Below are 24,598 nucleotides of genomic sequence, written 5' to 3'. Positions count from 1 at the left end.
CTTGCAAGTCGGTATTCCTATATTTATGTGGTATGGGTGTTCCTGTATGGGCGGCCCCCCCAAAAAAAGCGCTCAATGTCTGGAAGTATTGTGATCACCACAGCCTGGGTGGGCTCACTAAATTCAGAGCCGTATCATTGGCAGTGGGCTCAGTGGGTTTGTTAGCAGTCGTTTGAGCGAAAGCTGAACTAAGCGAATGTGAAATCCTGCATCTGGAAAGGCCGAGAATATCTCACGTCGCTTCTGTCGTGAGAGTCCAAAAGCAACCGCACCGCGGGAGACGTCGATCCAATCGGCTTTGCGAAATACCTCTGCAAGGTTCTGTGGATCGCTATGGGACCGAGTTATTTTATGGTGGTTGCGAATGATCAAGATAATTTCTTGTGCCCAATCCAGCTTGTCGATTTCCTGAAGGAAGTCTTCTGCCAATTGCTCTGACGGGGGCAAATAATCAAACGTCTTGGCCGTCCATATACCAAGATCATGAAATACCCCGGCTAAAACTATCTTTTCTAGATTCACAGCGTCCAGCGTACTAAGCGAGCAACAAAAGTTGATGACTCGGTACACATGATTTCGGTATCCGGTGAAGTCATTGCCGAGGTTTCCGGCATAGCGCTGAAGCAGTTCGTCCAGCAGCTCAATTTTGGTGAGCACTGTTCCATCCTCCTTGTTTGGAGGGGGCTACTTTATAGGCTTGGATGCCTTGTATAAAGGCGCCCAGTGGAGAATGCGAAATTGCACTCCACTTGAACACCCGTTTGTATCGACCTGAGCAGTCATTTGCATTCGTTCTGACCACCGATTGCATCGGATTTGAGCAGCACGCTTTGCAACCATGTTCGGCAGAAAACGGCCAGAAGCGGTCAGCGGATGCGCCTGGAAGACGAGTTGATTCAATGGGCATCAGAAATGACGGTGCGTGCGGACACGATGGCTGATATCTTTCCTGCGCACCAAATCGCGTCCAGTCGACGCTGATCCGATCAAGGAAGATAGAAACAATGAAAGTGTTATTCATCGCTTCGCTAGGAATTGTATTGCTAATTCAAACATCACTATCCTTCGCGGATAATGTTAATGGAAAAAATCTCTATTTACAGCGATGCACCATGTGCCACGGAGTAGATCTCAAAGCAACAGGGCCATTGGCTAATAAAAGCAATCCGCCTACACCTGATCTAACAACATCCGCTTTCAAAAAACGATTAAATGATTATCCGGGCGTAATTGTGTCATCGATAATACTTCGTCCAAATGGAGACTTGATTCCAAGAACTTTGCGAGAGAATGGCGTAAAGCTATCGCCGTACGCTTGGAGGATTAAAGATCTACGCGATTTAAATGAATACATGGGTGGTGTGATTTCAAAAAATCGATGATTTTAGAGATGAGAGGCAGGCACAGAAATTTAAAAACCATTTCAGGTTTGAGGGTTTGTGGGGCAATGCCGGTGAGCCAGTCGGCCTCGCGCGGGCACATCGCTAATGAACAATCTCCGATTAATACAAGCTAACCTCCAGCGATGCTTGTATCCCGTCGAACGCTCGACATTCCCCCGCGATTTGCAAGAGGGGAGATCGAGCGTCCTGTCGTTTTACCAAACGCTCTTTTCCTCAAAGACTCAGGCAGTTAGGCCCCCTGGCCAAATCGCGTACAGCGTGCTCACCCGCTCCTGCCCCGAACCCTCCGCTGACTTCCCGGGGCTTCGCCCGCCACTCTGCCGAGCTCTCGGTCGCAGCGTCGTCCACCCTGCGATACGGAGCGTCACTGAAGGCTTGATTCACCCGTTTCTGGGGCAGTTCTCAATCAGCGCCAACAATCCAATTGTCCTTGCGCACGACTGCTGAAGATCATCAGCAGCTCGCTCAGTGTATGCGGCGGCGGTTCGGCAGTGCGGGTCACTGCGTACAGGGTGATCGGCAGCGCTGGGGCCAGGGGACGAATGGCGGTAGCCCCAGGCGACGCGCCAAGGGCGGTGAAGGGGTCGATCACCGCCAGCCCTGCACCGGATTCGACCATCGCCCTGGCCAGTGAATAGGTTTGCACCGCGATGCTCACCCGTGGCGGCGGCTCTACCGCCTTGAGGTAGCTGTCGAGGCGGGCCGAAAGCGGGTCGGTGCTGGACAGCCCGATCAAGGGCGCATCGGCCAGGGCCATCAACGGCAGCGGCTTGCCTTCATCTTCCTGCGGCCAATAACCTGCCGGTGCCAACGCCACCAACACCCCGCTGGCCAGCGCCTGGGCCTTGAGCGCGGGGTGATCAGGCTGTTGCAGAGTCAGGGCGACATCAATTTCACGCATCAGCAGGTTCTGCACCAGTTCGCGACTGTGGGCGCTGGACAGCTCGCAAGCGATGTCCGGATAACGCTGGGTCCACTCATGAATGGTCGGCGGCAGCAGCGACAGGGCCAGTGCCGGGGTCGCACCGATCCGCAGGCTATGGCCCGGCTCACGGCGCAGGCTTTGCGCCAGGCGTCGCACCCCTTGCAGGCTCTCCGTGACCTTGTCGACCTCGCGCTCCAGCTCCAGCGCTTCGGGCGTGGCCTGCAGTTTACCGCGCACCCGCAGAAACAACGGGAAGCCCAATTGCTGCTCGGCGTGTTGCAGCACCTTGGTCACGGCAGGCTGGGAAACGTGCAGCAGCTGCGCGGCACCGCTGACCGAGCCGGTCTGGCGGATGGCCTGGAAAATCTCGATATGGCGAAGGCGCATGGCAAGTCCATAACCTTTGTTTATGGGTTAGCCATCTTTATTCATTGTTCGACGCCTGTCACCTGGCTCTAACCTCGGGTTCGTCTCAACAACGATTAAGGACTGACATGGCTCAGCATGTATGCATCATCGGCGGTGGCGTCATTGGCCTGGCAACGGCTTACGCACTGGTGCGCGATGGCGTTGACGTGACGCTGGTCGAGGCTCGCGAGTCGCTGGGCAGTGAAACCAGCTTCGCCAACGGCGGCCAGTTGTCCTATCGCTACGTAGCGCCCCTGGCCGACGCCGGTGTGCCATTGCAGGCCATTGGCTGGATGCTGCGCGGTGACTCCCCGCTGAAACTGCGCCCGCGCTTCGATCCTGCACAGTGGCGGTGGATGGCATCTTTCCTTGGTGCTTGCCGCTCCTCGGTCAACCGCGCCAACGCGGCCCATCTATTGCGCCTCGCGCTGTTGAGCCAGTCCACTTTGCAAACCTGGCGTGAAGAGGATGCCTTGGGCGGATTCCACTGGCGGCGCAACGGCAAGCTGGTGACCTTTCGCCAGGCCAGCAGCTTCGAACATGCCCGCAACAGCCTTGCCGCCCCCCGGCAGCAACAGGTGCTGTCGCACGCCGACTGCGCCCGTCTGGACCCGGCGCTGGCGGAGGCGCCCTTTGTCGGCGCCATTTATACCCCGGATGAAGAAGTCGGTGATTGCCACGGCTTTTGCCAGCAACTGGCGGCGCGCTTGCAGGCGTCGGGACGTTGCGAGTTCCGTCTGGGCCAGGCCGTAACCGGAATTCGCCATGCCCATGGCGCGGTGAGTGCGATTGAACTGGGCGACGAAGTGCTGCCGGTGGAGCAGTTGGTCATTGCGGCCGGCCATCGCAGTCCGTTGTTGGCACTGCCCGGAGTCAACCTGCCGCTGTATCCCCTCAAGGGTTATAGCCTGACGGTACCGATCGGCGCTCAGCACCGGGCGCCGGACCTGAGCATCACTGACTACGACCGCAAGATCGTCTACGCCCGGATCGGTGAGCAGTTGCGGGTGGCGGCGATGGTCGACATTGTCGGTTTCGATCCGTCGCTGGACCCCAAGCGCCTGGCCCTGATCAAACGCCAGGCGCGCGATACTTTCGCCAATGCCGGCGACTACGACCAGGCCATTGAATGGGCCGGCATGCGTCCGGCGACCCCCAGCGGCGTGCCGCTGCTGGGCGCAACGGCGTATCGCAACCTGTGGCTGAACCTCGGCCATGGCGCGCTGGGCTTCACCCTGGCCTGCGCCAGTGCTCGATTGCTCAGTGAACTGATCGGCCAGCGCCGCCCCTCCATCGACCTGCAGGGTTTTACGCCCCGTGCGGCTTGAACGCTTACTCCTTAGAAGGACCACCCGATGACCATTAACCGTATCCAGCCCAATCCACGCTTGTCCGGTGCCGTGACCTTTGGCGACCTGGTGTTTCTCTCCGGCCAAGTGCCGGGCGACGCCACCGATGCCGGCGGCCAAACTAGCCAAGTACTGGAAAAAATCGACGCATTGTTGGCCGAGGCGGGCAGCGACAAGAATCATCTGCTCAGCGCGACCATTTACCTGAAGGACATCGGCGAAGATTTCGCAGCGATGAATGACGTCTGGTCTGCCTGGTTGTCGCCCGGCCAGGCACCAAGTCGCACCACCTTGCAGGCCGAACTGGCGCGTCCGCAGGTGCGGGTGGAAATAACCGTTATCGCGGCACGCCGCTAAACCAACCCTCACCACAACGGAGAATAACAATGCAAAAAATCACGTTGATCGGCTGCACCTTGGGCCTGTTGCTAGGTACTCAGGCTCATGCTGACGAAGCATCGCTGGGTCCTACCTTGAGCAAGATTGCCAGCGCCAATAGCATCACCCTGGGCTATCGCGATGCTTCAGTGCCGTTCTCCTACGTGGGCGATCACTCGGGACAACCCATGGGCTACTCGGTAGACCTGGCGAGCAAGATCGTCGAGCGGGTGCAGCAGAAGCTGGCGTTGCCAAACCTCAAGGTGAAGTACAACCTGGTGACATCGCAAACCCGCATTCCGCTGGTGCAGAACGGTACCGTTGACCTGGAGTGCGGCTCGACCGGCGTTACCGCAGAGCGACAAAAGCAGGTGGCGTTTTCCTATGGGTTTATCTATGTCAAAGGTCAATTGCTGACGGCCAATGACAGCGGGATCAAGAGTTTCGCCGATCTGCGCGGCAAGAATGTGGTAACCACCGCCGGCACCACCAACGAACGCTATCTGAAAAGCTACAACGTCGATCACAAGATCGACATGTTCGTGATCAGCGCCAAGGACCACGGTGAAGCCTTCCAGATGTTGCAGTCCGGTCGGGCGGTGGCGTTCTACATGGACGATGCGCTGCTCTACGGCGAACGCGCCAAGGCCCGCGATCCGCACAAGTGGGTGGTGGTCGGGGAAGAGCAGTCGCGGGAAATCTACAGCTGCATGGTACGCAAAGATGATCCGCAGTTCCTCGCGCTGGTGAACTCGTCGCTGGGCGAGCTGTACAGCTCCGGGGAAATCAACGGGATCTACCAGCGCTGGTTCGAACAGCCGATTCCGCCTAAAGGCTTGAACCTGGAGTTCCCGATGACCAGCGAACTCAAGGCCATTATTGCCAAGCCGGTGAGTGATCCGGTGCAGTAGCTTCAGCTGAGCGTCCATCCCCGTAAAGTCGGGTTGAGCAGCCCTATCAAATTGACCTGTTTGGTCGCCTTGGCTGCTTCAAGGCTCTGGAGAATAAAACAGCCTTGAACGTCAGCACCGTTTTAGTCGTCACGGGTCGGCAGTGACCAGCGAGCGTCACTGCCAAAAGTCGTTACTGTGTGAGCGTTACCACCGCAGTAGCGACTAGCACCCTCACTGGTTAGTCGCAGGCTTTATCCGCCACCAGGGCTTTGGGATTGCTACTCCCCCAAACGGTAGCAAGGTCCACCAGCAATGTTCCACAGAGTTCTTCAAGTTCACTCTGGGTAATCTCACTGTCGCCTTGTTTACCGAAGAGCACCACTTGATCGCCAGCGCGCGCAGCAGGGATATCTGTCACGTCCACCATGAGTGTATTCATGGAGACCTTTCCTACCACTGGAGCACGCTGCCCATCTATAAGGACAACGCCTTTATTGGTAAACGCTCGACGATCGCCATCAGAGTAGCCCACTGGAATATTCGCAAGCTTTGAATCACGACTCAGTGTCACTGTTCGGTCATACCCCACTGTATTGCCTTTAGGGTATTGATTAACAGACGCCACATATGACTTGACCTGCATGAAGATTTATAGCTGACACTTTCTAATCCTACTTTAACTTGGAGCGTTGGCAGGGTGATACCCAAGGACATATCAAGCAGTTGTATCCATCATGCAACCGCGTTGTCCGCCAGCTCCCAGCCCTCAGGCCGTAGCGTGTGCCAATCGCTGACCTGTTGATAGGCATGGCCGATGCGCAGAATCAGCGGTTCGTCGAATGCCCGACCCACAATCTGCATCGAGACCGGCATGCACTTTTCATCGAGCCCGATGGGCAGCGCCACCGAACATAGGTTCAGCAAGTTGGCGAACCGCCCCAACAAGGCCAGTGGCGTGCCATATTCATCGACCTCATCCAACGGCACACTACCAATAGCGTTGGTCGGGAAAGCGCATGCGTCTATGTTGGTCATGGCCTCCTGCATGGCGTGCCGAGCGGCGCGGCGCTGATTGTGCAACTGGATATACGACGCTGCGTCGATGTCGCGACCACTGAGTACGCGACGTTGAACATGGGGGTCGAAACGCAGATCGTCGCGCTCGAACAAGCTACCCAGGCTGGCATAACCTTCTGCGCTCATCAGCCCACCAGCGATGCGCATGCACTGCTCCAACGACGTGGGTAGCGGTTGTTCGATCAGTTGCATGCCCAATGCGGCCAACTGCTTGAGCCCCAAATCGTAAGCCTTCAGCACCCCGGGAGCGACATGCGCTCGTTCGGCCTGTGGCAACACCCAGATGCGCAAACCGGCTACCGGCTGATTGAGACCGGCAGCGGCGCTGAATACAGGTGCCTGGGCCGAAACCGGATCCAGCGGGTCCGGGCCCAGCAGTGCATCCAACATCCACGCCGCATCTTCAACGGTGTGGGTGATAGGCCCTACCGAATCCAGCGAAGGACACAGTTCGATCAAGCCATGGCGACTGATAAGCCCACGCGTGGTTTTCAGCCCGACCAAGCCGCACATGCCCGCCGGAATCCGCACCGAGCCGCCGGTATCGGTGCCCAACGCAGCGCTCGCCAACCCGCTGGCCACGGCCACTGCCGAGCCGCTGCTTGAGCCACCCGGAGCGTGATGCACGTTACGGTCCCACGGGTTCCACGGCGTGCCCATCACCGCGTTAGTGCCCCAGCCACCGAAAGCGAATTCGACGGTGTGGGTCTTGCCAAGAATGATTGCACCGGCACGCTCCAGGCGTTGCACTGCAGTAGCGGTCAACCTCGAAACACGCGGTGCCTGTGCCAATGATCCACCCGTGATGGCCTGGCCATCGATCTCGAACAAGTCCTTGATCGCCAAAGGAATGCCATGCAGCGGTCCCAGGTGTATACCGGACGCACGCTGGCGATCAGCGGCGATGGCCGCGTTCAAAGCACGCGAGGGATAGGCCTCGACATAGGCATTGAGCTGCTCGTCAAAGCGCTCGATGCGCGCCAGTTGCGCACGAACCAACGCTTCGCTAGTCAGCGATCCAGCCTGCAGCGCCTGCTGCAACTGGGCAATGCTGTGGGAAGTAACTTGATCTATGGTGCTCATATGTTCAACCTCGCACGGTTTTGCGCCCGCGTGAAAAGTGCTTTTCAAGCACACGCGACAGCATTGAAAGAGGGAAAGCGATAACAAAATAGAACAGCCCTACCAGCAGGAAGACATGCATTGGCAGGAAGGTTTCCGAAGCGATGGCTCGCGCCGCCAGCATCAACTCATCGGTGGCGATCAGAGCGCACAACGAGCTGTCCTTGAGGATCGACACGTAGGCGTTAAGCAGTGGCGGCAACATGCCACGAATCGCTTGCGGCAGGATGACGGTGGTAAACGCTTTCAGTGGCGTCAGTCCGATGGCGATGGCGGCTTCGCGCTGGCCGCGATGCAGCGAATCCAGGCCGCCACGGAGGATTTCCGCAACGTAAGCGGCACCCTGCAAACCCAGACCGATGGCCCCGGCCCAATAGCCGGACAACGTCAACCCCAGGCTGGGCAACGCGAAATACAGAGCCAGCAGCAACGCCAGAAGAGGTACAGCGCGCATGCTCTGAATAAAGAACGTTGCCAACCGTTTTAGGATGACACTTGGACTTCTCATCGCGCAGACCAATAACGCCCCCAGCACGACCGCCAGAGCGAACCCCATCAGGGACAATTCGGCAGTGATCCGTGCACCGAGCAATAGGCGAGTGATCCAGTCGCTCCAGTACACCGGGTATTGCTGAAAAAAACTGATCATCGCGCGCTCCCAAAATGACGTTCGAGCCGAATGAATCCCACACCGATCGGTAAAATCATCGCAGCGTAGATGCACATCACAGCCAAATAGATCAGTGAAGTCTGGAAGGTAGAGGTCACCAGATTGCGCGCCAGGAACATTATTTCCGGCACAGCGATGGCCGAGGCGATGGACGTGTCCTTGACCAATTGCGTGACGTAGTTGGCGAACGCAGGCAACGTCACGCGCAGGGCCTGGGGCAAGAGAATGCAGTGCAAAATCTGCATCCGGCTCAGACCGACAGCCAACCCGGCTTCATGCTGACCGACATGCAGCGACTGCAAGCCGCTACGGAAAATATCGGCCAACACCGCGCTGCCCACCAGACTCAAGCCAACGATGGCGGCCAGCCACGCGGGCAAGTTGATGCCAAGGTAGGAGAGACCGAAATAGATCAGGAACAGATGCGCCAGCGCGGGAACATTGCGCATCCACTCAATGAAACAGCCGATCACCCCATGCAACACCCGTGACCGACTGAACGTCAGCAACACCGCCAGTACTACCCCTCCGGCACTCGCCAGCAGCAAGGTACACAGCGCGATTTCCAGGGCGGTGAGCGCGCCTTTCAACAACAGAGGCAGTAGCCCGAGAAAGACCTCGAAGTTCGCCATCAAGCGCCCTCCATGGCCATGCGCCCAAGAAAACTGCGGGTGCGCTCATGGCTTGGGTTGTCGATTACCTGCGCCGAAGGCCCTTGCTCGACAATGTGTCCGCCGTCCATGAAGATCACCCGATCCGCCACATCCCGAGCGAAGCGCACTTCATGGGTCACCATGATCATGGTGCGGCCCTCTTGCGCCAGCTCACGAATCACGGCCAGTACTTCACCCACCAGTTCGGGGTCCAGCGCCGAGGTCGGCTCGTCGAACAGGATGACTTTAGGTTGTTGGGCCAACGCGCGGGCGATAGCGACCCGCTGTTGCTGTCCGCCGGACAACTGCTCGGGATAGACCTCGGCCTTGTGCCGCAGATGGACTTTTTCCAACATGGCATCAGCCAGCTCATAGGCCTGCTCGCGCGGCATACCCTGTGCCTTGATCGGCCCCAGTGCGACGTTGTCGCGTACGCTCAAATGTGGCCAGAGGTAGAAGAGCTGGAACACCATCGCGATCTCGCGTCGCTGCGGAGCCATTTCCCGATCACTCATCAGACGTATGCGTTTACCGTCCTTGATCTGCCCGATCAACTCGTCACCCAGCCAGATATCGCCTCGAGTGGGTTTTTCCAGGTAATTGATGCAACGCAGGCAAGTGGACTTTCCCGACCCGCTGGGGCCGATCAATGACAGGGTTTCACCGGCTTTCAACTCCAGGTTGATACCCTTTAGCACCTCCAGATCACCATAACTTTTGTGTAGGTCATGCACTCGCAGCAATGCAGGTTCGGACGGGGTCGACATCTTGGCTAACCTCTTTTTGTTATAGACATGGCGATGAATCGGCACGGGCCATCAGGCCGATTCATCCGCTCAAGCGCTTATTTGCAGCCGGGCAGTTTCCAGTCCGCCGGGCGGTCGACACCCAGCCTCAGGTCCTTACCTTCCGGCACATACCAGACATCCTGAGTCAGACCGTAGCGGGCACCGATCTTGCGCATTTCACAGCTTTTCCAGAGGGTCTGGATCTGCTCGTTCACGGCAGCCACCAACTGTGGGCTGGCCCCTTTATTGAAGCCGTACACCACCTGACCCAGACCCGTCAGCAGTGGGAAATTCGGATCGTTGTCGGTGAAAGCGTTGAAGTGCAGGTGCCACTGCTCGTTGCGAAAAATGGCGTATTGCATGACCGGAGGATCGCCAATCACTGCGTCGATGCGCCCGGCGAGGAGATCGCGCACCGCGGCATCGGAGGTGTCGTACAACGCTACTTGCAGCCCTTCGATCTTGCGCATCTCAGGGATGAACGAAAAACCCGTGATGGTGCCGACCTTCTTGCCCTGCAAATCTTTGAGGCTGCTCCAGTTGGTCTTGTCGGTCTGGGTGATCCCGTTCTTGAAATAGTGAATCGGGTCGCTCACGGTCATGATCTTCGCGCGCTGCTCGGTCCAGCCCATGGTGCCGGCCATCACATCCACGCGTTTAGCTTGTACTGAGGCGATGGTACCGGCCCAGTCCATCAAGGCAGGTTTAACCTTCAACCCCAGCTTCTCAGATATTTGTTGAAGGATTTCACCGTCGTAGCCGACCATCCGGCTGTCTTGATAACCGGTCCCCGGCATATCGCCAGTGAACGCGATAGTCAGGCTTCCCGGCTCTACCGTTTCCAGTGCGAGTGCCGGTGCCGAGGCCAGCATGGATACCAGCAGACCCGCATAGATACCGGAAAAACGTTGAACGTTGGGCTTCTTCATCACGTGCTCCTCGATTGCTTTTTTTATGAACAGCATGGTGTTAGGCAGGAGCTCATCGTATGGTGATCAGCGGTATAACTTGTTGGATGGTTTGCATGAATGATTGAACATTTGCGACATTTCGGAGATGTACTGCCCAGGGCCTCCAGCGACAGCCTCGTGGAGGGGCTTGATAATGGTCAGGCACGACATCCGCCAAGCCGACGCGGCGCCACCGAGTTGTCTATTGGTATTGTGTTGTGGCCGCGCTTCCCCTTGCTGTCACTCTCAGGGCTGACCGATGCGTTGCGACATGCTGCCGATACGGGTGATCAGAGCCGCCCGATACGATGCCAATGGAAAGTACTCGGTACCCCTGGGCAAAGAGTCATTTCCAGTTGCGGACTGGATGTACCTATCGACAGTGAACTCACCCATCCTCATCAATTTGATTACATCGTGGTGATTGGTGGACTGCTTGATTCCCTTGAGGCAGCACCAAAGACTTATCCGGCATTTCTGCATCAGGCGGCAGCCGCTGACGTGCCATTGATCGGTCTATGCACGGGCAGCTTCGTGCTCGCTCGACATGGCCTGATGGAGGGACGTACTGCTTGCGTGCATGCCTACCATTGCGACGACTGGAAACGTCTGTTCCCCAGATTGCGCTTTGTCAGCAACAGTGACTTCCTCATCGACAAGGATCGGATCACCTGCGCAGGCGGTATCTCGGTGATTGAGTTGGCCATCCATCTTATTGGGGTGCATTGCGGCCCGGATCGGGCCGGCAAAGTGGTTCATCAGATGACGGTCGCAAAACGCAGCTCCGGCAGTTTCGTCGACCGGCGCAAGGCACTTGGCTACGCCAGCTCTTCGAACAGGCGCCTGCACGAAGCCGTGATGTTGATGGAAAAGCACATGACCGAGCCCTTGGATATCGACACAATCGCGAACCTTGTCGGTACCAGTAAACGGCAACTGGAGCGGCTGTTTGTCGCTGAAACCAGTAACACTCCGGCCCAATTCTATCGCCACGTTCGACTCAGGTTTGGCCGATGGCTTCTCATCAGCTCGGATCGACATATCGGGGAAATCGCTTTCGAATGCGGGTTCGCCGATGCGCCCCATTTCATTCGACATTTTCAGAACATGTTTGGCATGTCCCCCGGAAAATTGCGCAAAGAGTTGATGCAAAAAGCGAGTCATTTGCATCGGATTTGACCAGCACGATTCGTGGACATGGCTGGCAGAGAGCGACCCAACACGGACGTTGAGCGACGCCAACCTTTTGCGGCGTCGTTTTGAGCTTTTCAATGCTCCAGCAACAAGGCCTCAGTAGGCCTTGCCGCCGTTCAGCTCTCAAGGAGCGCTTATCCGCAACGGAAATCCGTACGATTCGAAAAGATCCCAAACGTCCTCGCGATCGAAGAGCCGCCACCCCTGTGTCGTGAACCGCATCAGGTCATCCTCGCCGGGAAAGGAGTAGTAGGCTCCGGCAGATGGATCTTGAGACGTCCCCGTGATGGGCTCATCGCGCTCCAAGCGCCTGATTGCGTTCATGATGAGACGCGCGCCTGGTTGATAAAGTGAAAGGATGTGCCACAGCAAGGAGCGCTCCTTTTCGACTGCCACACGCGCAGTCTCAATGATGCGACCAACATCAATGCCGGGACTGTCGATCCAATGGAGAGTACAACCGATCTCCGGGTCCCCGTTCAGCAACGCCCGGAAGGTCGCGAGAACACCTCGATATTGAGGCAAGAGGCCAGAGTGAAGATTGAGGACGCCGCGTGGCGGAATTGCCAACGCTTCATTCTTCAGGATTTGACCAAAGCGGATTGAGATGAACAGATCCGCTCCCGCATCCTGCAGCATTTGCAGGCCCGCAGGATCCCTCAAGCTGGGCAATACGCGCACAGGAACCCCAAAGCGTTGCTGCAGTTCTGCAAAACCGAATCGATGCCCGCTACTGACCTGGTCGCTCGATCCGATTAACCCAGGGGCCAAGGCATTGAAGAGGTCCTGCTCGATCAATGCTAGTTGTCCGAGCATGCGTGGCACCTTCCTGCCCGATCCCACTTTCTCCGAGAGGAATATTCCCACTGTGCTCTCGTGAATCTCGGGCAACAGGAAATTGAGAGTGAGATTGCTCTCCACGTCCCGGTTCACCAGAAAAGCGATTCGCAACTTCAGACCTCCTTCAGCAGACCTGCCTTGAGATGCAGCAACGGCCAATTCAACACAAGCGGATCGATCCCATTCCCATTGTTTTGCCACGACGTATGGACGGAAGGCCCGATCTGCTCAATCAATTCCGGCATCAGACCTAGCATAGTTGCTCTTTCGTCATTGCTATGTCCCCCAGCAGCTCCTGGCCGTTCTCTGCCGATCATGGTTACAAAGCGTGCTGGTGAAATCCGATGCAATCGGTGGTCAGAACGAATGCAAATGCGCCTGGGAGCTAAAGCCGCAGGTGTGGGCGATCTCTGCCAGGCTTGCTGTCGAATCGCGTATTAGCGCGCGGGCCTTGGCGAGTTGATCTTGGTCGGAGCCGAGGTTGGTAGCGGCCATGGCGCTTGTGCAGGATCAGAGCGGCCTGCCGCGGCGATCTCTTCAATACGGGCTTGCATCAGTTGGCGGCTCCTTTATGGGTAACGGGCTCGGCAGCGGGATTGACAACTCGCTCGCGCCGCGGCAAACGGCCGTTTAGCACGGCGTACGCGACCAGACCAATCAGTAGCCCCCAGAACGCTCCGCCAATCCCGAACAAGTTAATGTTGGCGGCGGCTGCCAGGAAGGTAATCAGCGAGGCTTCGCGGGATTTGGCTTCGGCCATGGCACTGGCCAGGCTGGCGCCGATGGTGCCCAGCAGGGCGAGCCCGGCCAGAGTAGTGATGAAGGTTGCCGGGAAGGCCATGAACACCGCAGCGAGGGTCACGCCGAAGACCCCGACGAGGATGTAGAAGACGCCCGCAGCAATGCCGGCGATCCAGCGCTTGGAGGGCTCTTCGTGGGCGCCCTTGCCGGTGCAGATGGCTGCTGTAATCGCCGCGATATTGAATGCGTGGGAACCATAGGGCGCCATGAGCAGGGAACCCAACCCGGTGATGGTCACGATCGGATTGGCACTGGTGCTGAATCCATCATTGCGCAGCACCAGCATGCCAGGCATGTACTGACCGGTCAGGGTGATCAGAAACAGCGGCATCGCGACACTGAGCAAGGCATTGAGCGAGAACTCAGGCAGGGTGAATACCGGCGCCGCGAGTTGCGGTTCCAGCCCCGACAAATCCACACGTCCCTGAATCAACAGGAAGGCCAGCCCCAGTGCCAAGATGCCCACCACTGCGTAGCGTGCGGTAAAGCGCTTGAGCACGAGGTAGGCGACAATCAGCAACCCGACCAGCATAGGGTCAATGCTCATACCGCCAAAAGCACCGATACCGAACTGCAGCAGGATACCGGCCAGTAGCCCTGCGGCCACACCCGGCGGGATCAGTCGGATGACTTTTTCGAAGTAACCGGACAGGCCCAGCAGCACGAAGGCCGCAGCCGAGAGCATGTAAGCGCCCACCGCCTCAGCATAGGGCGTGGTGGCTAGGGCGACGACCAGGAATGCCGCTGCGGGTGTCGACCAGGCGGTGATGATCGGCTCACGGGAAACCCAACTGAGGAACAGCCCGGTAACGCCCACGCCAATCGACACGGACCACACACACGAAGCCGTCAACTCTGGGCTCAGTCCGGCTACCTTGGCGGCCTGGAAGACCAGAATGAAGGTGCCGCCATAGTTGACGATGACCGAGATCAGACCGGCGACAATCGGATGGATGAGATCGATGAGGCGAATAGGTGGCTTGGATGCTGAAGAAGACATGGCTTTATTTTGCTCCTTGCAAAGCGAGGTGCTTGGCCTCGACTGGAAAGTGATTTATAGGGCGGCAATGGTCTGTTTAGCCCCTGCACTTTTTGCGCGGCGGCGTTCAAAGTTGTCCCCCAGGCGATAGATCGCCGAGCACAGAGGCAGTAGCGATGAACAAAGTCTACGGATAGACTGGCCTGCCTTTGTAGACCAATTTGTTAGTCTTAGGCAGACCACATGGCGAAAGCCTTCGAACTCGAAACGCTGAAGATGCGACTCAACGATGCCGAGTTTCAGCTGTTGGATCTGCACCAGCGGATTCAGCGCGCCCTGCGTGCCTTGATCCTCGATGGTGTTCTTGACTCTGGCCTGAAGCTACCGGCGACCAGGGTTCTGGCCAAGACGCTCGGCGTTGCCCGCGACACGGTCGAGAATGCCTATGTGCAATTGCACCGTGATGGTTTCATCGTGCGGCGCGAGGGCTCTGGCAGCTATGTATCCGATGCGGTTGGCACCGAATTGCTCGGAGCCGCGCGCCGGCGCATTAAAGCGAAAGACACCCAACGCAGCGAGGTGGCGCCAGAACCTGGCTTGAGCCAGCGTGGGCGGATGATTTTCGACAGTGGTGGGGTTACCGATCAACAGGTGATCAAGGCGTTTGCCACTGGTCTGCCGGAAACCCGCACCTTCCCCACCGATGTCTGGGAACGCTTGCAACGTCAGGTCATGAAGGACTACCGGGGCAATGTCCTGCTGCATGGCAACCCGCAAGGCGCTGAGCCGCTGCGCAAGGCCATCGCCACCTACTTGAACCTTGAGCGCGGTGCCAAGTGCTCCCCCGACCAGATCCTGGTGCTGAGCAGTACTCGCCAAGCTCTGTTCCTGTGTGCCCAGATGCTAGTGGACGCCGGCAAACCGATCCTGCTGGAAAACCCAGGCTACTTCGGTGCCAGGAAAGCCTTTGAAACGGCCGAGACCAAGGTCGTGCCCATTGACGTCGATGCACAGGGCATACGCACGGACCTGCTGCAGGCAGACCGCAGCGGCGCCAATTGCGTCTATGTCACGCCTTCTCATCAATACCCCACCGGGGCGACCTTACCGCTGGAGCGTCGACTTGAGCTAATCCGTTGGGCGGCCGAGTGTGGTAAGTGGATTATCGAGGACGACTACGATAGCGAGTTCCACTACGACGGGCTGCCGACCGCGTGCGTGCAGGGCCTGGACAAATACCAGCGCACGATCTACCTCGGTACCTTCAGCAAGACGCTCTATCCGGGGTTGCGGATGGGCTACATGGTGCTGCCTTTCGAGCTGGTCAAAGCTTTCACCTACGCGCGCAGCATCATGGACGGCCACACGCCACAGATCCTTCAATTGACCCTGGCGCGCTTCATGGAAGACGGCCACTACAACTCCCACGTCCGGGCTATGCGCAAACTCTACGCCGGACGCCGTGCAGTTATGCTCGATGCAATCGGCAAGCACCTGGACGGCATTGCCACAGCATTACGCCCCCAAGGAGGGCTGCAGATTCCCTGTTTACTGGCCGATGGCTGGTCGGAGGAAAAGACCATCCACCAAGCTGCCAGCGCGGGCGTGCGACTGCCCGGCCTCAGCCGGTTGTACGCCGGCGATGAGAAGAAACAAGGGTGGCTGTTGGGCTATTCGTCCTTGACCGCTTATGAAATCGAAGCGGCTATGGTGCGTCTGACCAATGCGCTGAAAATCAAATAGGGCAACGGCATTGTGAGTCCATTCATGACGGTTTCCCGTGCCACGCGTCATCATGGAGCGGGCATCGGGAAGGGTCAGTGAGACCTGTTTATCCAGCGATTCGTTGAGTTAGATTTCAATCGCTTGAAGCTCCTTCATTTGAGTTTTGAGCTTGGCGATTTTCTCTTCCAACCGCACGGTGCTGGGCTCGGTAGCTGTGGGTTCTTGCCGATCGGCAGCATCGAGTACCGCCAGGTAACGGCTGACCAGATCGAGTTCGTCGACAAAGACGTCGACTACGCGCACCGGATTGGTATCGCTGACGTAGTCGTAGTGACTCTCGGGAAGTAAGGTGCCTTGGCCTCGATGTTCACCTTGGATAAAGCGCTTCATGGGCGATCCCTGCGATGAAATCCTCAGAAATCATAACAAGGGTTCGCAAAAGCGTTTACACACACTGAGTCAATGCAGTCTCTTATGAGAGGCGACTATTGACCCAAGGCTGAGCCGAAAATGGTTATAGAACGCTTGGCCTAAGCGCTGATTATCGAATGTTCCGCGTTCCCAAAGAGTTAAAAACTCTTGATACGCAACGCGCTCAATTTCCAGTCTTGGCATGCTTTCCATATACACATCCATTTATGTCAGCGATGACCGAATCCTACTGACGCCGGACAGACGCAGCAATGCGCGTTTTGCCGAGGCAGTCGTTGCTGCATTCGTGACCGACCGCTTTGGGTCCAGGCGGTTTGAAAACACCGCCAAAAAAATGGAAGTGCGTACTCCTACGTCAACTCTGAAAACCTGTGGCTAGATCGACAGATCTGAATTTCACATGGAACGCGATTTTTAATCATCCGAGCTGGCTTTGGAGTTTTTACACACTCTGGGCCAGAAGAGGACGGTCATATTCAGCCGTTTATCTCAGTTATCTACCAGGCGGTATAGTGCTTGGGCATGGGATGCCGTTAACCCGGCACGTTGCAGATTTCGGCAACTTTGGGAGCTGGCCAGCGCGGTCGCGGCGACCAAGTGGCAGCCATGCTTCTTTGCTTGCTCTATTCGGTGAGATATCAATGCTCCATGGTAGCCATAGCCCCGGGCATCCTTTCGGGTTGCAGCCGTTCCAAGGTAGGCAATGCCATTGCTGGCCAAGTACATCGAAGCCCCTGCCACTACTTTCCCATCAGCGTTCAGGACGTAGATTTTCAGACGCCCGTTTGACGTCTGCCCTGCGAAGGAAGCTTGATTCAACAGTCGGTGCTCTGGTTTGGTATGAAAACCACCCGCGTGCACATCTGCGAATAGAGCAAGAGTCTTTGACGTGACTTCTTCAATTTCGAATGAGTGGCGACTCAAATCCACCTTTTCGATGGCACAAGCGAATTGCCAGTGAGTCCACCCCCTCAAGCGCTCAAGCCGTGCGTCGCCCACAAAAGCGTATTGCTCCAACGCTGAAGGTTTTCCGATAAGAGGGATTACGGTCGAATGCTCCGCTGAATCTTTGAGCAATTTCAACACTGCTTGGGGACCACGGGCAATGTCACCGTAGATGCGATTGAACATTGGGCTAGGCGATGCGTTCACTTGAAAACACGGATAGTCTCCGTTGTAAAAAACACGTGCGCCATAAGGATTTCCACTTACCCCTGCCAAGCTCTCAACACGCGAACGTAAATACTCGCTTTCTGCGGCCTCAATCTTATGAGCCAGTTCAACATCCATGTACGTCGTCCTTTTTGAAGATTTCCAAGGAAGGTAAAGCGCATCGAACAATACGTTTGCGTTCAAGTACGTACCAGTAGCTGGCTCTGCTTCACTGTCTGCTTAGGGTTGTGGATAGCAGTGAATTCCAGCGTTAATCCACTATGAACAACTTGGCACCCGTCGTGCTGGAAGATCGATGCCCCTCAGCGTTGCTGCCCACCTGATAGCTCATCCCCGCGGTGAGTGTGAACTGACGACCATCCTCCAACTCCGTGTGCAACTCGCCTTCCAGGCACAACAGGATATGACCTCTCCAGCACCAGTGATCGGCCAGATAGCCAGGACTGTATTCAACCATCCGCACACGCGTCGAACCAAACTGGCAGGTTCGCCAATAGGCGGTACCCGTTTGTCCAACATACTCCAGAGGTTCGACAGTCGACCAATCGGTAGTACTAAAGGGAACAACGGTTAGGTACATGGTTGCCTCATCAATGAAAGGGTATCTGTGGACCGTACCCATCCAGTGATCTTTTCGATAGACACAGATGCCCCGCATTTATGAGATACAGGCGCCCGCTCAAGCGTGGAAGCCAGAGGCCATGTTCAGACCACTTTGCACGTCAACCACGCCCCCCAGAAAAGGCTGCTGAAGAAACGGGTAGCGTCTCCAAATCCGGCGTCATGCAAGAGTTTTTGAACCGCCGCCTCGGAATGTGGAGGATCAGCGCCTTGAAGGATTTTCCCAAGCTTGACCTTCACTTCATCCGGGCTGGCTCCATGCTGCCGCCACCGCTGCCCCCAAGCCGCAAGCAGTAGCGGCTGGCTGGCATAAGCGTATTGATTCCCCGCGACAATCAGCGGCGCACCCGGTTTTAGATGAGCCCGAATGGATCGTAAAATTTGTCGCTTGGTTTCATCTCCATCGAGATGATGGAGTACTCCGATCAAGGTCGCTGCGTCGTATGATAAGTCTGCTGCCAGGTCTTCAACATACCCAAGATGCATGGCCGTTCTTTCAAGCAAGTTGTTTGCCTCTAATTGCTGCTTTGCAGCCTCCAACATCGGCTCGGACGGATCAACGGCGGTGAAGCGCCAACCCGGCTCAAGCTTGGCCATAGCAACAATTTCCTGCGCCGTACCGCCAGCGCCAACTACAAGTATTTTTGCCGAACTTGTAGTGCCCAGGCTTGCCGCCAGCATGCACGCAGCCAAGTCTTGGCAGGCGTCATATCCTGCTAGCGCAATACGGCTCTGTCGTCCGTACTCATTGGCTCGTGAGGTATCAAATTTTTCTGAGTTTAGAGGGGATGATTTCAAGGCGGTTCTCCATGTCCTGAAATCAAGCTACGCCAGACACAGCAATAATAAAAATTCATTAATTTTATGTGGCGCATTCCTGAAAGGAATGCATGGCTCAAAAAGTTGCTGTTTGCTTGAGCTGATTCAGCCTCTTGTCGACAGTCAACTTTGGGTCGTTCTCTGCCGGTCATGTCCACGAAACGTGCTGGTCAAATCCGTTGCAAATCCCCGATTGAGAACCGATCGCCTGCACCAGCCTGAGCCAGGACGATTTCTCCCATGCACCGAGCCGTGAGCTGCACTTTGCGTGTCCGAGCTGAAAAAAGCGGATTCGCTTGAAGTGACGGAACGAAAGACTTCGGAGGGCATTCGGCGAAATGATTTGTTACCTGGATACCATTTCTCACCCATTTAGGGCGCACTGGGCCATTTCGTAGCACACGGTGAGTACCACGCTGATCTGAAGATCAGCGCTTCTTGAGTTGAAACTCCTTTCCAATTAAGAGCTTGAAGCAGTGCTACGCAGCCTGGCACGGTTTCTGCTGTTTTGAATCTATGGATAATTGGATACAAAACTGCAAAAGGTGACTTTATGCAATTCGCTCCCGCTTACGTTGAACGTCAGCCCCTGACCGCCGAGGAGGAGGCTTACAACTTTCTGCTGGAAGCGATCTGTGGCGGCCGTTACCGCAAAGGCGACCGGTTGATAGCCGAGGACATCGCCACTGAGATCGGCATGAGCCGCATGCCGGTGCGCGAAGCCTTCCGACGCCTCGATGCCCAAGGCCTGGTGACCTTGCGGCCTAACCGCGGGGCGATAGTCAGCGGCCTGAACATCGACGAACTGCACGAAGTCTTCGAGATGCGCAGTGCCCTCGAAGGCCTGGCCATCCGCGTCGCCGTGGCCAAGATCGGTGAGCGTCAGCTGGCGACTCTGGAACGCATGCTGGACGAGATGGATGACTACCGCGACGAAAGCGCGGAGTGGGTCAGCCGTCATCGGGCTTTCCATGAATACCTGTGCAGTCTCAGCGGCCGTCCGCGTTTGATGAAGCAAATCTCGGCCCTGTACTCGCTGATCGAAGCGCCCATGCGCCTGTGGCTGCAACACGGTGAAAAGCCCTTGAGTGCCCGCCAGGAACACGCGGTGATCCTTGATGCCATTCGCTCAGGCGATGCCGACCAGGCCGAGTCGGTGGTGCGTCAGCACATCGAAGGCACAGTGCCGGCGCTGATTCAGTTCCTGCAATCGGAAAAATAGAATCGGGCTCGAGCCCGACCGTGTGTTGACTTTGAGTACTGCCCCGTTACTAAACAACTGGAGTGTCTGGTCATGCATAAACGCCGTGTGTTGCTTGCTGCTGTATCCCTGGGACTCTGCGCACAGTGGGCGTTCGCCACGCCCCAAGTGCCGGAACGACTGCAAAAGGCCGAAAAACTCACGTATTGCTCGGGCATGGACTCGCCACCCTTGGTGTCTTTCGATGAGGCGCAAAAACCCAGGGGCCTGACTGTCGATCTGGGGCTGGAAATCGCCAAACGGCTGGGAGACAAACCGGTGCAATGGCGGGTCATTCCATTCTCCGGGTTGCTGCCGGCATTGCTCGCCCAGCAGTGCGACATGATCGTTGATCAGCTGTTCGACAAGCCCGAACGCCGGGAGGTGATCGACATCGTCAACTACATGTATTCCAGCCAGTCAGTGGTCGTTCCCAAAGGCAATCCCAAGGGCATCAAAACCCTGGATGGACTGTCTGGGCACAAAGTGGCAGTGCTCAATGGCTCCACGATCAAAACCTTGTTGGACGCCGAGAATGAAAAGCTCACCAAGGCCGGCAAGACACCGATGAAACTGGTGGTTTACAACACTGACACTGATGCCTTCCAGGCGCTGCGTATCAGTCAGGTGGACGCGTACGGCACCACCGTAGAAACAGCAGGTTACTACGCCGCAATGGCGCCCGATTTATTCGAGGAAGGGGTGCCAGCCTTCAGCCGGATTCTTACGGGTTTAGGGACCCGCAAGGATGATTCCCAGCTCACCACCGCAGTACAGCAGATCATCAGTGACATGCGCAGTGACGGCAGTTATGTGCAGTTGTTGAGCAAATGGCATGTTTCCAGCGACACACTCGACTGAGGCGAGCGCTCGATGAATTTCAATTGGGATGTGTTCTGGCAATACCTTTTGCAGCCCAGCGGGGTGTACCTCACTGGGCTCTGGTTGACCTGCCTGATCAGTGTGCTGGCAATGGCGTTGGGCTGCGTGCTTGGGCTGGCAGCGGCGCTGATGCGTCTGTCGCGCAACCCGTTGCTCAACCTGCCGGTACGGTTCTATGTGTGGCTGATGCGCGGCACTCCGCTGTTGGTGCAAATCGTTTTTCTCTATACCGCATTGGCGGCCGGCGGCATATTCCGTTTCGAGGACGTGGAACTGTTTGGTTTGGTGGTGCCGGGCAATATTCAGGCAGCGATCATCGCCCTGGGCCTGAACGAAGGTGCCTACATGGCCGAGATCATTCGTGCCGGGATCGGTGCCGTCGACAAGGGGCAGTATGAGGCTGGGCGTTCGCTGGGCATGACCTTCGCCAAACTGATGCGGCGTATCGTTTTGCCTCAGGCGTTCCGGGTCATCGTTCCTCCGTTGGGCAATGAATTCAACGTGATGCTCAAGAATACGACGCTGGTCAGTGTGATTGGCGTGCAGGAGTTGCTGCTGAGTACGCAAATGGTCACGTCGGCGACATTCCGGGTATTTGAACTGTACCTGGTGGTGGCGATTTATTTCCTGCTGCTGACCACCCTCTGGGGCTTCTTCCAGCGTTGGCTGGAAGCGCGTTTCGGACAGTCCGATCGACCCGCACCGCCAGCGGCCGGCAGTCGCATGTTTGGCCGCGGCACGCTCAAATTGCTGAGGGGGCGTTAAGCATGGCGCACAAAAGTGAAGAACTGATTATCGAAGCCCTGGACATTCATAAGTCCTTCGGCAACCTGGAGATTCTCAAGGGAATCTCCTTGCAGGTACGGCGCGGTGAAGTGGTGGTGTTGATCGGTGCATCGGGTTCAGGCAAGACCACCTTCATTCGCTGCATCAATCTGCTGGAAGACATTCAAGGAGGGCGCATACGCGTCAACGGCCGCTCCATGGGCTACCGCGAGCGCGCCGACGGCAGCCTGGTGCGCGACTCCGAGCGCAATATCGCTCGCCAGCGTCGGGACATCGGCATGGTCTTTCAACGTTTCAATCTGTTCCCCCACATGACCGCGCTGGAAAACATCATTGAGGCACCGATCCAGGTGCTCGGTGTGCCACGCGCCGAAGCGTTGGAACAGGCCTGGGCCTTGCTCGCCCGGGTCGGCCTGGCGGACAAGGCCATGCATTACCCATCGATGTTGTCCGGTGGACAGCAGCAGCGCGTGGCAATCGCCCGGGCGCTGGCGATGAAACCTCAAGCCATGCTGTTCGACGAGCCTACCAGTGCCCTGGATCCGGAAACCGTCGGCGAGGTCCTGCAGGTGATGAAGCAGTTGGCCGATGACGGCATGACCATGGTAGTGGTCACCCATGAAATGGGTTTTGCCCGAGAAGTCGCTGATCGCGTGGTGGTCCTCGATCAGGGCGAATTGATTGAGCAGGGGCCGCCGGAACAGATCTTCAGTCGACCGACACACCCGCGAACTCGGGCCTTTCTCAGCCGCGTGCTGTGACCTTCTCAGTCAGGGTTTTTTACCCGGCAATGGAACCGGATACCTGCGGCCAATGAATCTTTGTTTGGAAGAGCTTTTGCCATGTTGAAATTTTCTGCCCACGAATATCCCTATCCGTCGCAACGTCAGAGTGTGTTTGCCCGCCGTGGCATGGTCGCGGCTTCACAGCCACTGGCCGCCGAGGCCGGCATCGAAATCATGCGCAACGGCGGCAATGCCATTGATGCCGCGATCGCTACAGCGGCGGCGCTAACTGTGGTTGAACCCACCGGCTGCGGCTTGGGCGGCGACGCCTTTGCTCTGGTCTGGAGCAAAGGCCAATTGCACGGGCTGAACGGCAACGGCCAAGCGCCGGCGGCACTGACGATCGATGCAGTCAAGGCGTGTGGTCACGAGCAGATGCCGCTTTATGGCTGGACGCCGGTCACGGTGCCCGGTTGTCCTTCGGCCTGGGCGGAGTTGTCCAGACGGTTCGGCAAGCTGCCCTTTGCCGAGTTGCTGCAGCCCGCGATCAGTTTGGCCCGGGAGGGCTTCCCAGTGTCGCCGGTGGTCGCCCGACAATGGCAGACTGCTCTGGATGAATTCAGCCCCCATCGAGACCCGGTGCTCGACGCCTGGTTCGACACGTTCCTGATTGATGGCCGTGCGCCAAAGGCCGGTGAATTATTCCGCAACCCGGCGCAAGCCCGAACGCTGGAAGAACTGGCGGACAGCGCTTGCGAAAGCCTCTATCGCGGCGCTCTGGCTCAGCGGCTGGATGCCCATTCCCGCGCCACCGGCGGCTACCTGCGAGCCCGCGACCTGCAGGACTATCGCGCCCAATGGGTGGACCCGATCAGCATCAATTACCGCGGCTACGATGTGTGGGAAATCCCTCCAAGCGGGCAAGGATTGGTGGCCCTGATGACCCTGAAAATCCTTCAGGGGTTCGACTTCGATCACCGAGACAGCCAGCAGACCTGGCATCGTCAATTGGAAGCCATGAAGCTGGCCTACAGCGATGGCCTGCATTACATCACCGATCCGCTGCACATGCGTGTGGCGGTGGCTGATCTTCTCAGCGACACCTATAGCAGCCAACGCCGTGAACAGATCGTTGATCAGGCTCAGCAACCTGATCCCGGCGATCCTCACGCCAGCGGTACGGTGTACCTGGCCACGGCAGATGCGCAGGGCAATATGGTGTCCTTCATCCAGAGTAACTACCACGGCTTCGGTTCCGGCGTGGTGCTGCCAGACAGCGGCATCGCCTTGCAGAACCGTGGGCAGGAATTCAGTCTCGACCCTGACCACGTCAACTGCCTGGCACCGGGCAAAAAGACCTTCCACACCATCATTCCTGGTTTCATCAGTAAAGGTGACGCGCCGGTGGGACCGTTCGGCGTCATGGGAGGCTACATGCAGCCCCAAGGCCATGTGCAGATGGTCATGAACCTGGTGGATTTTGGTCTCAATCCCCAAGCGGCGCTGGACGCACCGCGATGGCAATGGCTGGGAGGCATGAAAGTCGGCATCGAGCAGGGGGCGTCGAGGGACTTGGCCGCTTCGCTGGCCCGGCGCGGACATAAGGTTCAGGTCGATTGCGACCTGATCAACTATGGCCGAGGGCAGATCATCATCCGCGACCCGGACACCGGTGTGTTGTGCGGCGGCACCGAGCCGCGGGCCGATTCCCATATTGCTGTGTGGTAACGGGTAGCTGAAAACAAACGAAGACGACTCGGTCTCT

The 24,598-nt window shown here is 57.3% G+C and carries 24 protein-coding genes and 3 pseudogenes; 11 read left to right on the top strand and 16 right to left on the bottom strand.

The annotated features are described in order from the left end of the window. Positions 1-123: 123 nt before the first annotated feature. Positions 124-657 (bottom strand): HD domain-containing protein, encoded by a 534-nt coding sequence (locus JUI81_RS28485; RefSeq protein WP_096480634.1) that lies wholly within the window; start codon positions 655-657, stop codon positions 124-126. 347 nt (positions 658-1,004) lie between these two features. Here JUI81_RS28485 and JUI81_RS28480 point away from each other — a divergent pair, with 347 nt between their 5' ends. Next, positions 1,005-1,382 (top strand): c-type cytochrome, encoded by a 378-nt coding sequence (locus JUI81_RS28480; RefSeq protein ID WP_204125485.1) that lies wholly within the window; start codon positions 1,005-1,007, stop codon positions 1,380-1,382. Positions 1,383-1,809: 427 nt separating this feature from the next. Here the strand turns inward: JUI81_RS28480 and JUI81_RS28475 are convergent, their stop codons facing one another. Further along, entirely contained in the window at positions 1,810-2,715 is a 906-nt protein-coding gene (locus tag JUI81_RS28475; RefSeq protein ID WP_019582771.1) for a LysR family transcriptional regulator, read from the bottom strand. 107 nt (positions 2,716-2,822) lie between these two features. On the opposite strand from JUI81_RS28475, the gene JUI81_RS28470 reads away from it, so the two are divergent. Genes JUI81_RS28470 through JUI81_RS28460 form a run of 3 tightly spaced genes read left to right on the top strand, consistent with a single transcriptional unit; the run spans position 2,823 to position 5,374 of the window. Continuing rightward, a complete protein-coding gene (locus tag JUI81_RS28470) occupies positions 2,823-4,064 on the top strand; it encodes a D-amino acid dehydrogenase (protein WP_019582770.1) in 1,242 nt (413 codons plus the stop codon). Between the two features lie 27 nt (positions 4,065-4,091). Next, positions 4,092-4,442: a RidA family protein gene (locus tag JUI81_RS28465; protein WP_019582769.1), complete on the top strand. Its 351-nt coding sequence runs from the start codon at positions 4,092-4,094 to the stop codon at positions 4,440-4,442. A gap of 29 nt (positions 4,443-4,471) precedes the next feature. After that, positions 4,472-5,374, top strand: a complete 903-nt coding sequence (locus JUI81_RS28460) for a transporter substrate-binding domain-containing protein (RefSeq protein WP_019582768.1) — start codon at positions 4,472-4,474, stop codon at positions 5,372-5,374. Positions 5,375-5,594: 220 nt separating this feature from the next. On the opposite strand, the pseudogene JUI81_RS28455 reads toward JUI81_RS28460, so the two are convergent. The 6 genes and pseudogenes from JUI81_RS28455 to JUI81_RS28430 all read right to left on the bottom strand — a co-directional run. After that, positions 5,595-5,999 (bottom strand): annotated as a pseudogene (locus JUI81_RS28455) (alanine racemase C-terminal domain-containing protein); the annotation flags it as partial. A gap of 89 nt (positions 6,000-6,088) precedes the next feature. Beyond that, positions 6,089-7,516 carry an amidase gene (locus JUI81_RS28450; protein WP_204125484.1) on the bottom strand — a complete coding sequence of 476 codons (1,428 nt, stop codon included), beginning with the start codon at positions 7,514-7,516 and terminating at the stop codon, positions 6,089-6,091. Positions 7,517-7,520: 4 nt separating this feature from the next. Continuing rightward, the gene (locus JUI81_RS28445) at positions 7,521-8,204 is read right to left on the bottom strand and encodes an amino acid ABC transporter permease (RefSeq protein ID WP_204125483.1); all 684 of its coding nucleotides are present in this window, start codon (positions 8,202-8,204) and stop codon (positions 7,521-7,523) included. Continuing rightward, positions 8,201-8,857, bottom strand: a complete 657-nt coding sequence (locus JUI81_RS28440; protein ID WP_019582764.1) for an amino acid ABC transporter permease — start codon at positions 8,855-8,857, stop codon at positions 8,201-8,203. The genes JUI81_RS28445 and JUI81_RS28440 overlap by 4 nt, the downstream gene beginning before the upstream one ends. Continuing rightward, a complete protein-coding gene (locus JUI81_RS28435; protein WP_019582763.1) occupies positions 8,857-9,645 on the bottom strand; it encodes an amino acid ABC transporter ATP-binding protein in 789 nt (262 codons plus the stop codon). The genes JUI81_RS28440 and JUI81_RS28435 overlap by 1 nt, the downstream gene beginning before the upstream one ends. Positions 9,646-9,722: 77 nt before the next feature. Continuing rightward, positions 9,723-10,595, bottom strand: a complete 873-nt coding sequence (locus JUI81_RS28430; RefSeq protein WP_019582762.1) for an ABC transporter substrate-binding protein — start codon at positions 10,593-10,595, stop codon at positions 9,723-9,725. A gap of 99 nt (positions 10,596-10,694) precedes the next feature. Between JUI81_RS28430 and JUI81_RS28425 the strand changes: the two genes are divergently transcribed. After that, positions 10,695-11,795, top strand: coding sequence for a GlxA family transcriptional regulator (locus JUI81_RS28425; protein ID WP_026331971.1), 1,101 nt, complete (start codon positions 10,695-10,697; stop codon positions 11,793-11,795). 138 nt (positions 11,796-11,933) lie between these two features. Here the strand turns inward: JUI81_RS28425 and JUI81_RS28420 are convergent, their stop codons facing one another. From JUI81_RS28420 to JUI81_RS28410, 4 genes and pseudogenes are all read right to left on the bottom strand, one after another. Then, positions 11,934-12,761, bottom strand: a complete 828-nt coding sequence (locus JUI81_RS28420) for a formyl transferase (protein ID WP_204125482.1) — start codon at positions 12,759-12,761, stop codon at positions 11,934-11,936. Between the two features lie 2 nt (positions 12,762-12,763). After that, a complete protein-coding gene (locus JUI81_RS28415; RefSeq protein WP_019582758.1) occupies positions 12,764-12,907 on the bottom strand; it encodes a hypothetical protein in 144 nt (47 codons plus the stop codon). Positions 12,908-13,007: 100 nt separating this feature from the next. After that, positions 13,008-13,112: pseudogene (locus JUI81_RS31920) on the bottom strand (AraC family transcriptional regulator); the annotation flags it as partial. Positions 13,113-13,203: 91 nt separating this feature from the next. Beyond that, positions 13,204-14,451 carry a benzoate/H(+) symporter BenE family transporter gene (locus JUI81_RS28410; protein WP_204125481.1) on the bottom strand — a complete coding sequence of 416 codons (1,248 nt, stop codon included), beginning with the start codon at positions 14,449-14,451 and terminating at the stop codon, positions 13,204-13,206. Between the two features lie 222 nt (positions 14,452-14,673). Here JUI81_RS28410 and JUI81_RS28405 point away from each other — a divergent pair, with 222 nt between their 5' ends. Then, a complete protein-coding gene (locus JUI81_RS28405) occupies positions 14,674-16,173 on the top strand; it encodes a PLP-dependent aminotransferase family protein (RefSeq protein WP_019582756.1) in 1,500 nt (499 codons plus the stop codon). Between the two features lie 33 nt (positions 16,174-16,206). Here JUI81_RS28405 and JUI81_RS28400 read toward each other — a convergent pair. The 4 genes and pseudogenes from JUI81_RS28400 to JUI81_RS28385 all read right to left on the bottom strand — a co-directional run. Further along, positions 16,207-16,545, bottom strand: a pseudogene (locus JUI81_RS28400) (hypothetical protein); the annotation flags it as partial. 531 nt (positions 16,546-17,076) lie between these two features. After that, a complete protein-coding gene (locus JUI81_RS28395) occupies positions 17,077-17,877 on the bottom strand; it encodes a GNAT family N-acetyltransferase (protein WP_019578430.1) in 801 nt (266 codons plus the stop codon). Positions 17,878-18,010: 133 nt separating this feature from the next. After that, positions 18,011-18,340 carry a DHCW motif cupin fold protein gene (locus JUI81_RS28390; protein ID WP_026331589.1) on the bottom strand — a complete coding sequence of 110 codons (330 nt, stop codon included), beginning with the start codon at positions 18,338-18,340 and terminating at the stop codon, positions 18,011-18,013. Between the two features lie 125 nt (positions 18,341-18,465). Continuing rightward, positions 18,466-19,179, bottom strand: a complete 714-nt coding sequence (locus JUI81_RS28385; RefSeq protein WP_028940983.1) for a class I SAM-dependent methyltransferase — start codon at positions 19,177-19,179, stop codon at positions 18,466-18,468. 574 nt (positions 19,180-19,753) lie between these two features. Here JUI81_RS28385 and JUI81_RS28380 point away from each other — a divergent pair. The 5 genes from JUI81_RS28380 to JUI81_RS28360 all read left to right on the top strand — a co-directional run bounded on the left by JUI81_RS28380 (position 19,754) and on the right by JUI81_RS28360 (position 24,561). Further along, on the top strand, positions 19,754-20,422 hold the full coding sequence (locus JUI81_RS28380; protein ID WP_019578433.1) for a GntR family transcriptional regulator: 669 nt from the start codon (positions 19,754-19,756) through the stop codon (positions 20,420-20,422). A gap of 72 nt (positions 20,423-20,494) precedes the next feature. Continuing rightward, entirely contained in the window at positions 20,495-21,301 is an 807-nt protein-coding gene (locus JUI81_RS28375) for an ABC transporter substrate-binding protein (RefSeq protein ID WP_019578434.1), read from the top strand. Between the two features lie 12 nt (positions 21,302-21,313). Beyond that, complete coding sequence (locus JUI81_RS28370) at positions 21,314-22,087, top strand: amino acid ABC transporter permease (protein ID WP_007941905.1); 774 nt, start codon at positions 21,314-21,316, stop codon at positions 22,085-22,087. A gap of 2 nt (positions 22,088-22,089) precedes the next feature. Next, entirely contained in the window at positions 22,090-22,869 is a 780-nt protein-coding gene (locus tag JUI81_RS28365) for an amino acid ABC transporter ATP-binding protein (protein WP_204125480.1), read from the top strand. 81 nt (positions 22,870-22,950) lie between these two features. Beyond that, the gene (locus JUI81_RS28360; RefSeq protein ID WP_204125479.1) at positions 22,951-24,561 is read left to right on the top strand and encodes a gamma-glutamyltransferase family protein; all 1,611 of its coding nucleotides are present in this window, start codon (positions 22,951-22,953) and stop codon (positions 24,559-24,561) included. Positions 24,562-24,598: the final 37 nt, after the last annotated feature.

This window comes from Pseudomonas sp. 008, from assembly GCF_016861935.1.
In the GTDB taxonomy this organism is placed as follows: Bacteria; Pseudomonadota; Gammaproteobacteria; order Pseudomonadales; family Pseudomonadaceae; genus Aquipseudomonas.
The sequence above is the reverse complement of the archived record's forward strand: the minus strand, read 5'-3'. Positions and strand labels throughout refer to the sequence as shown.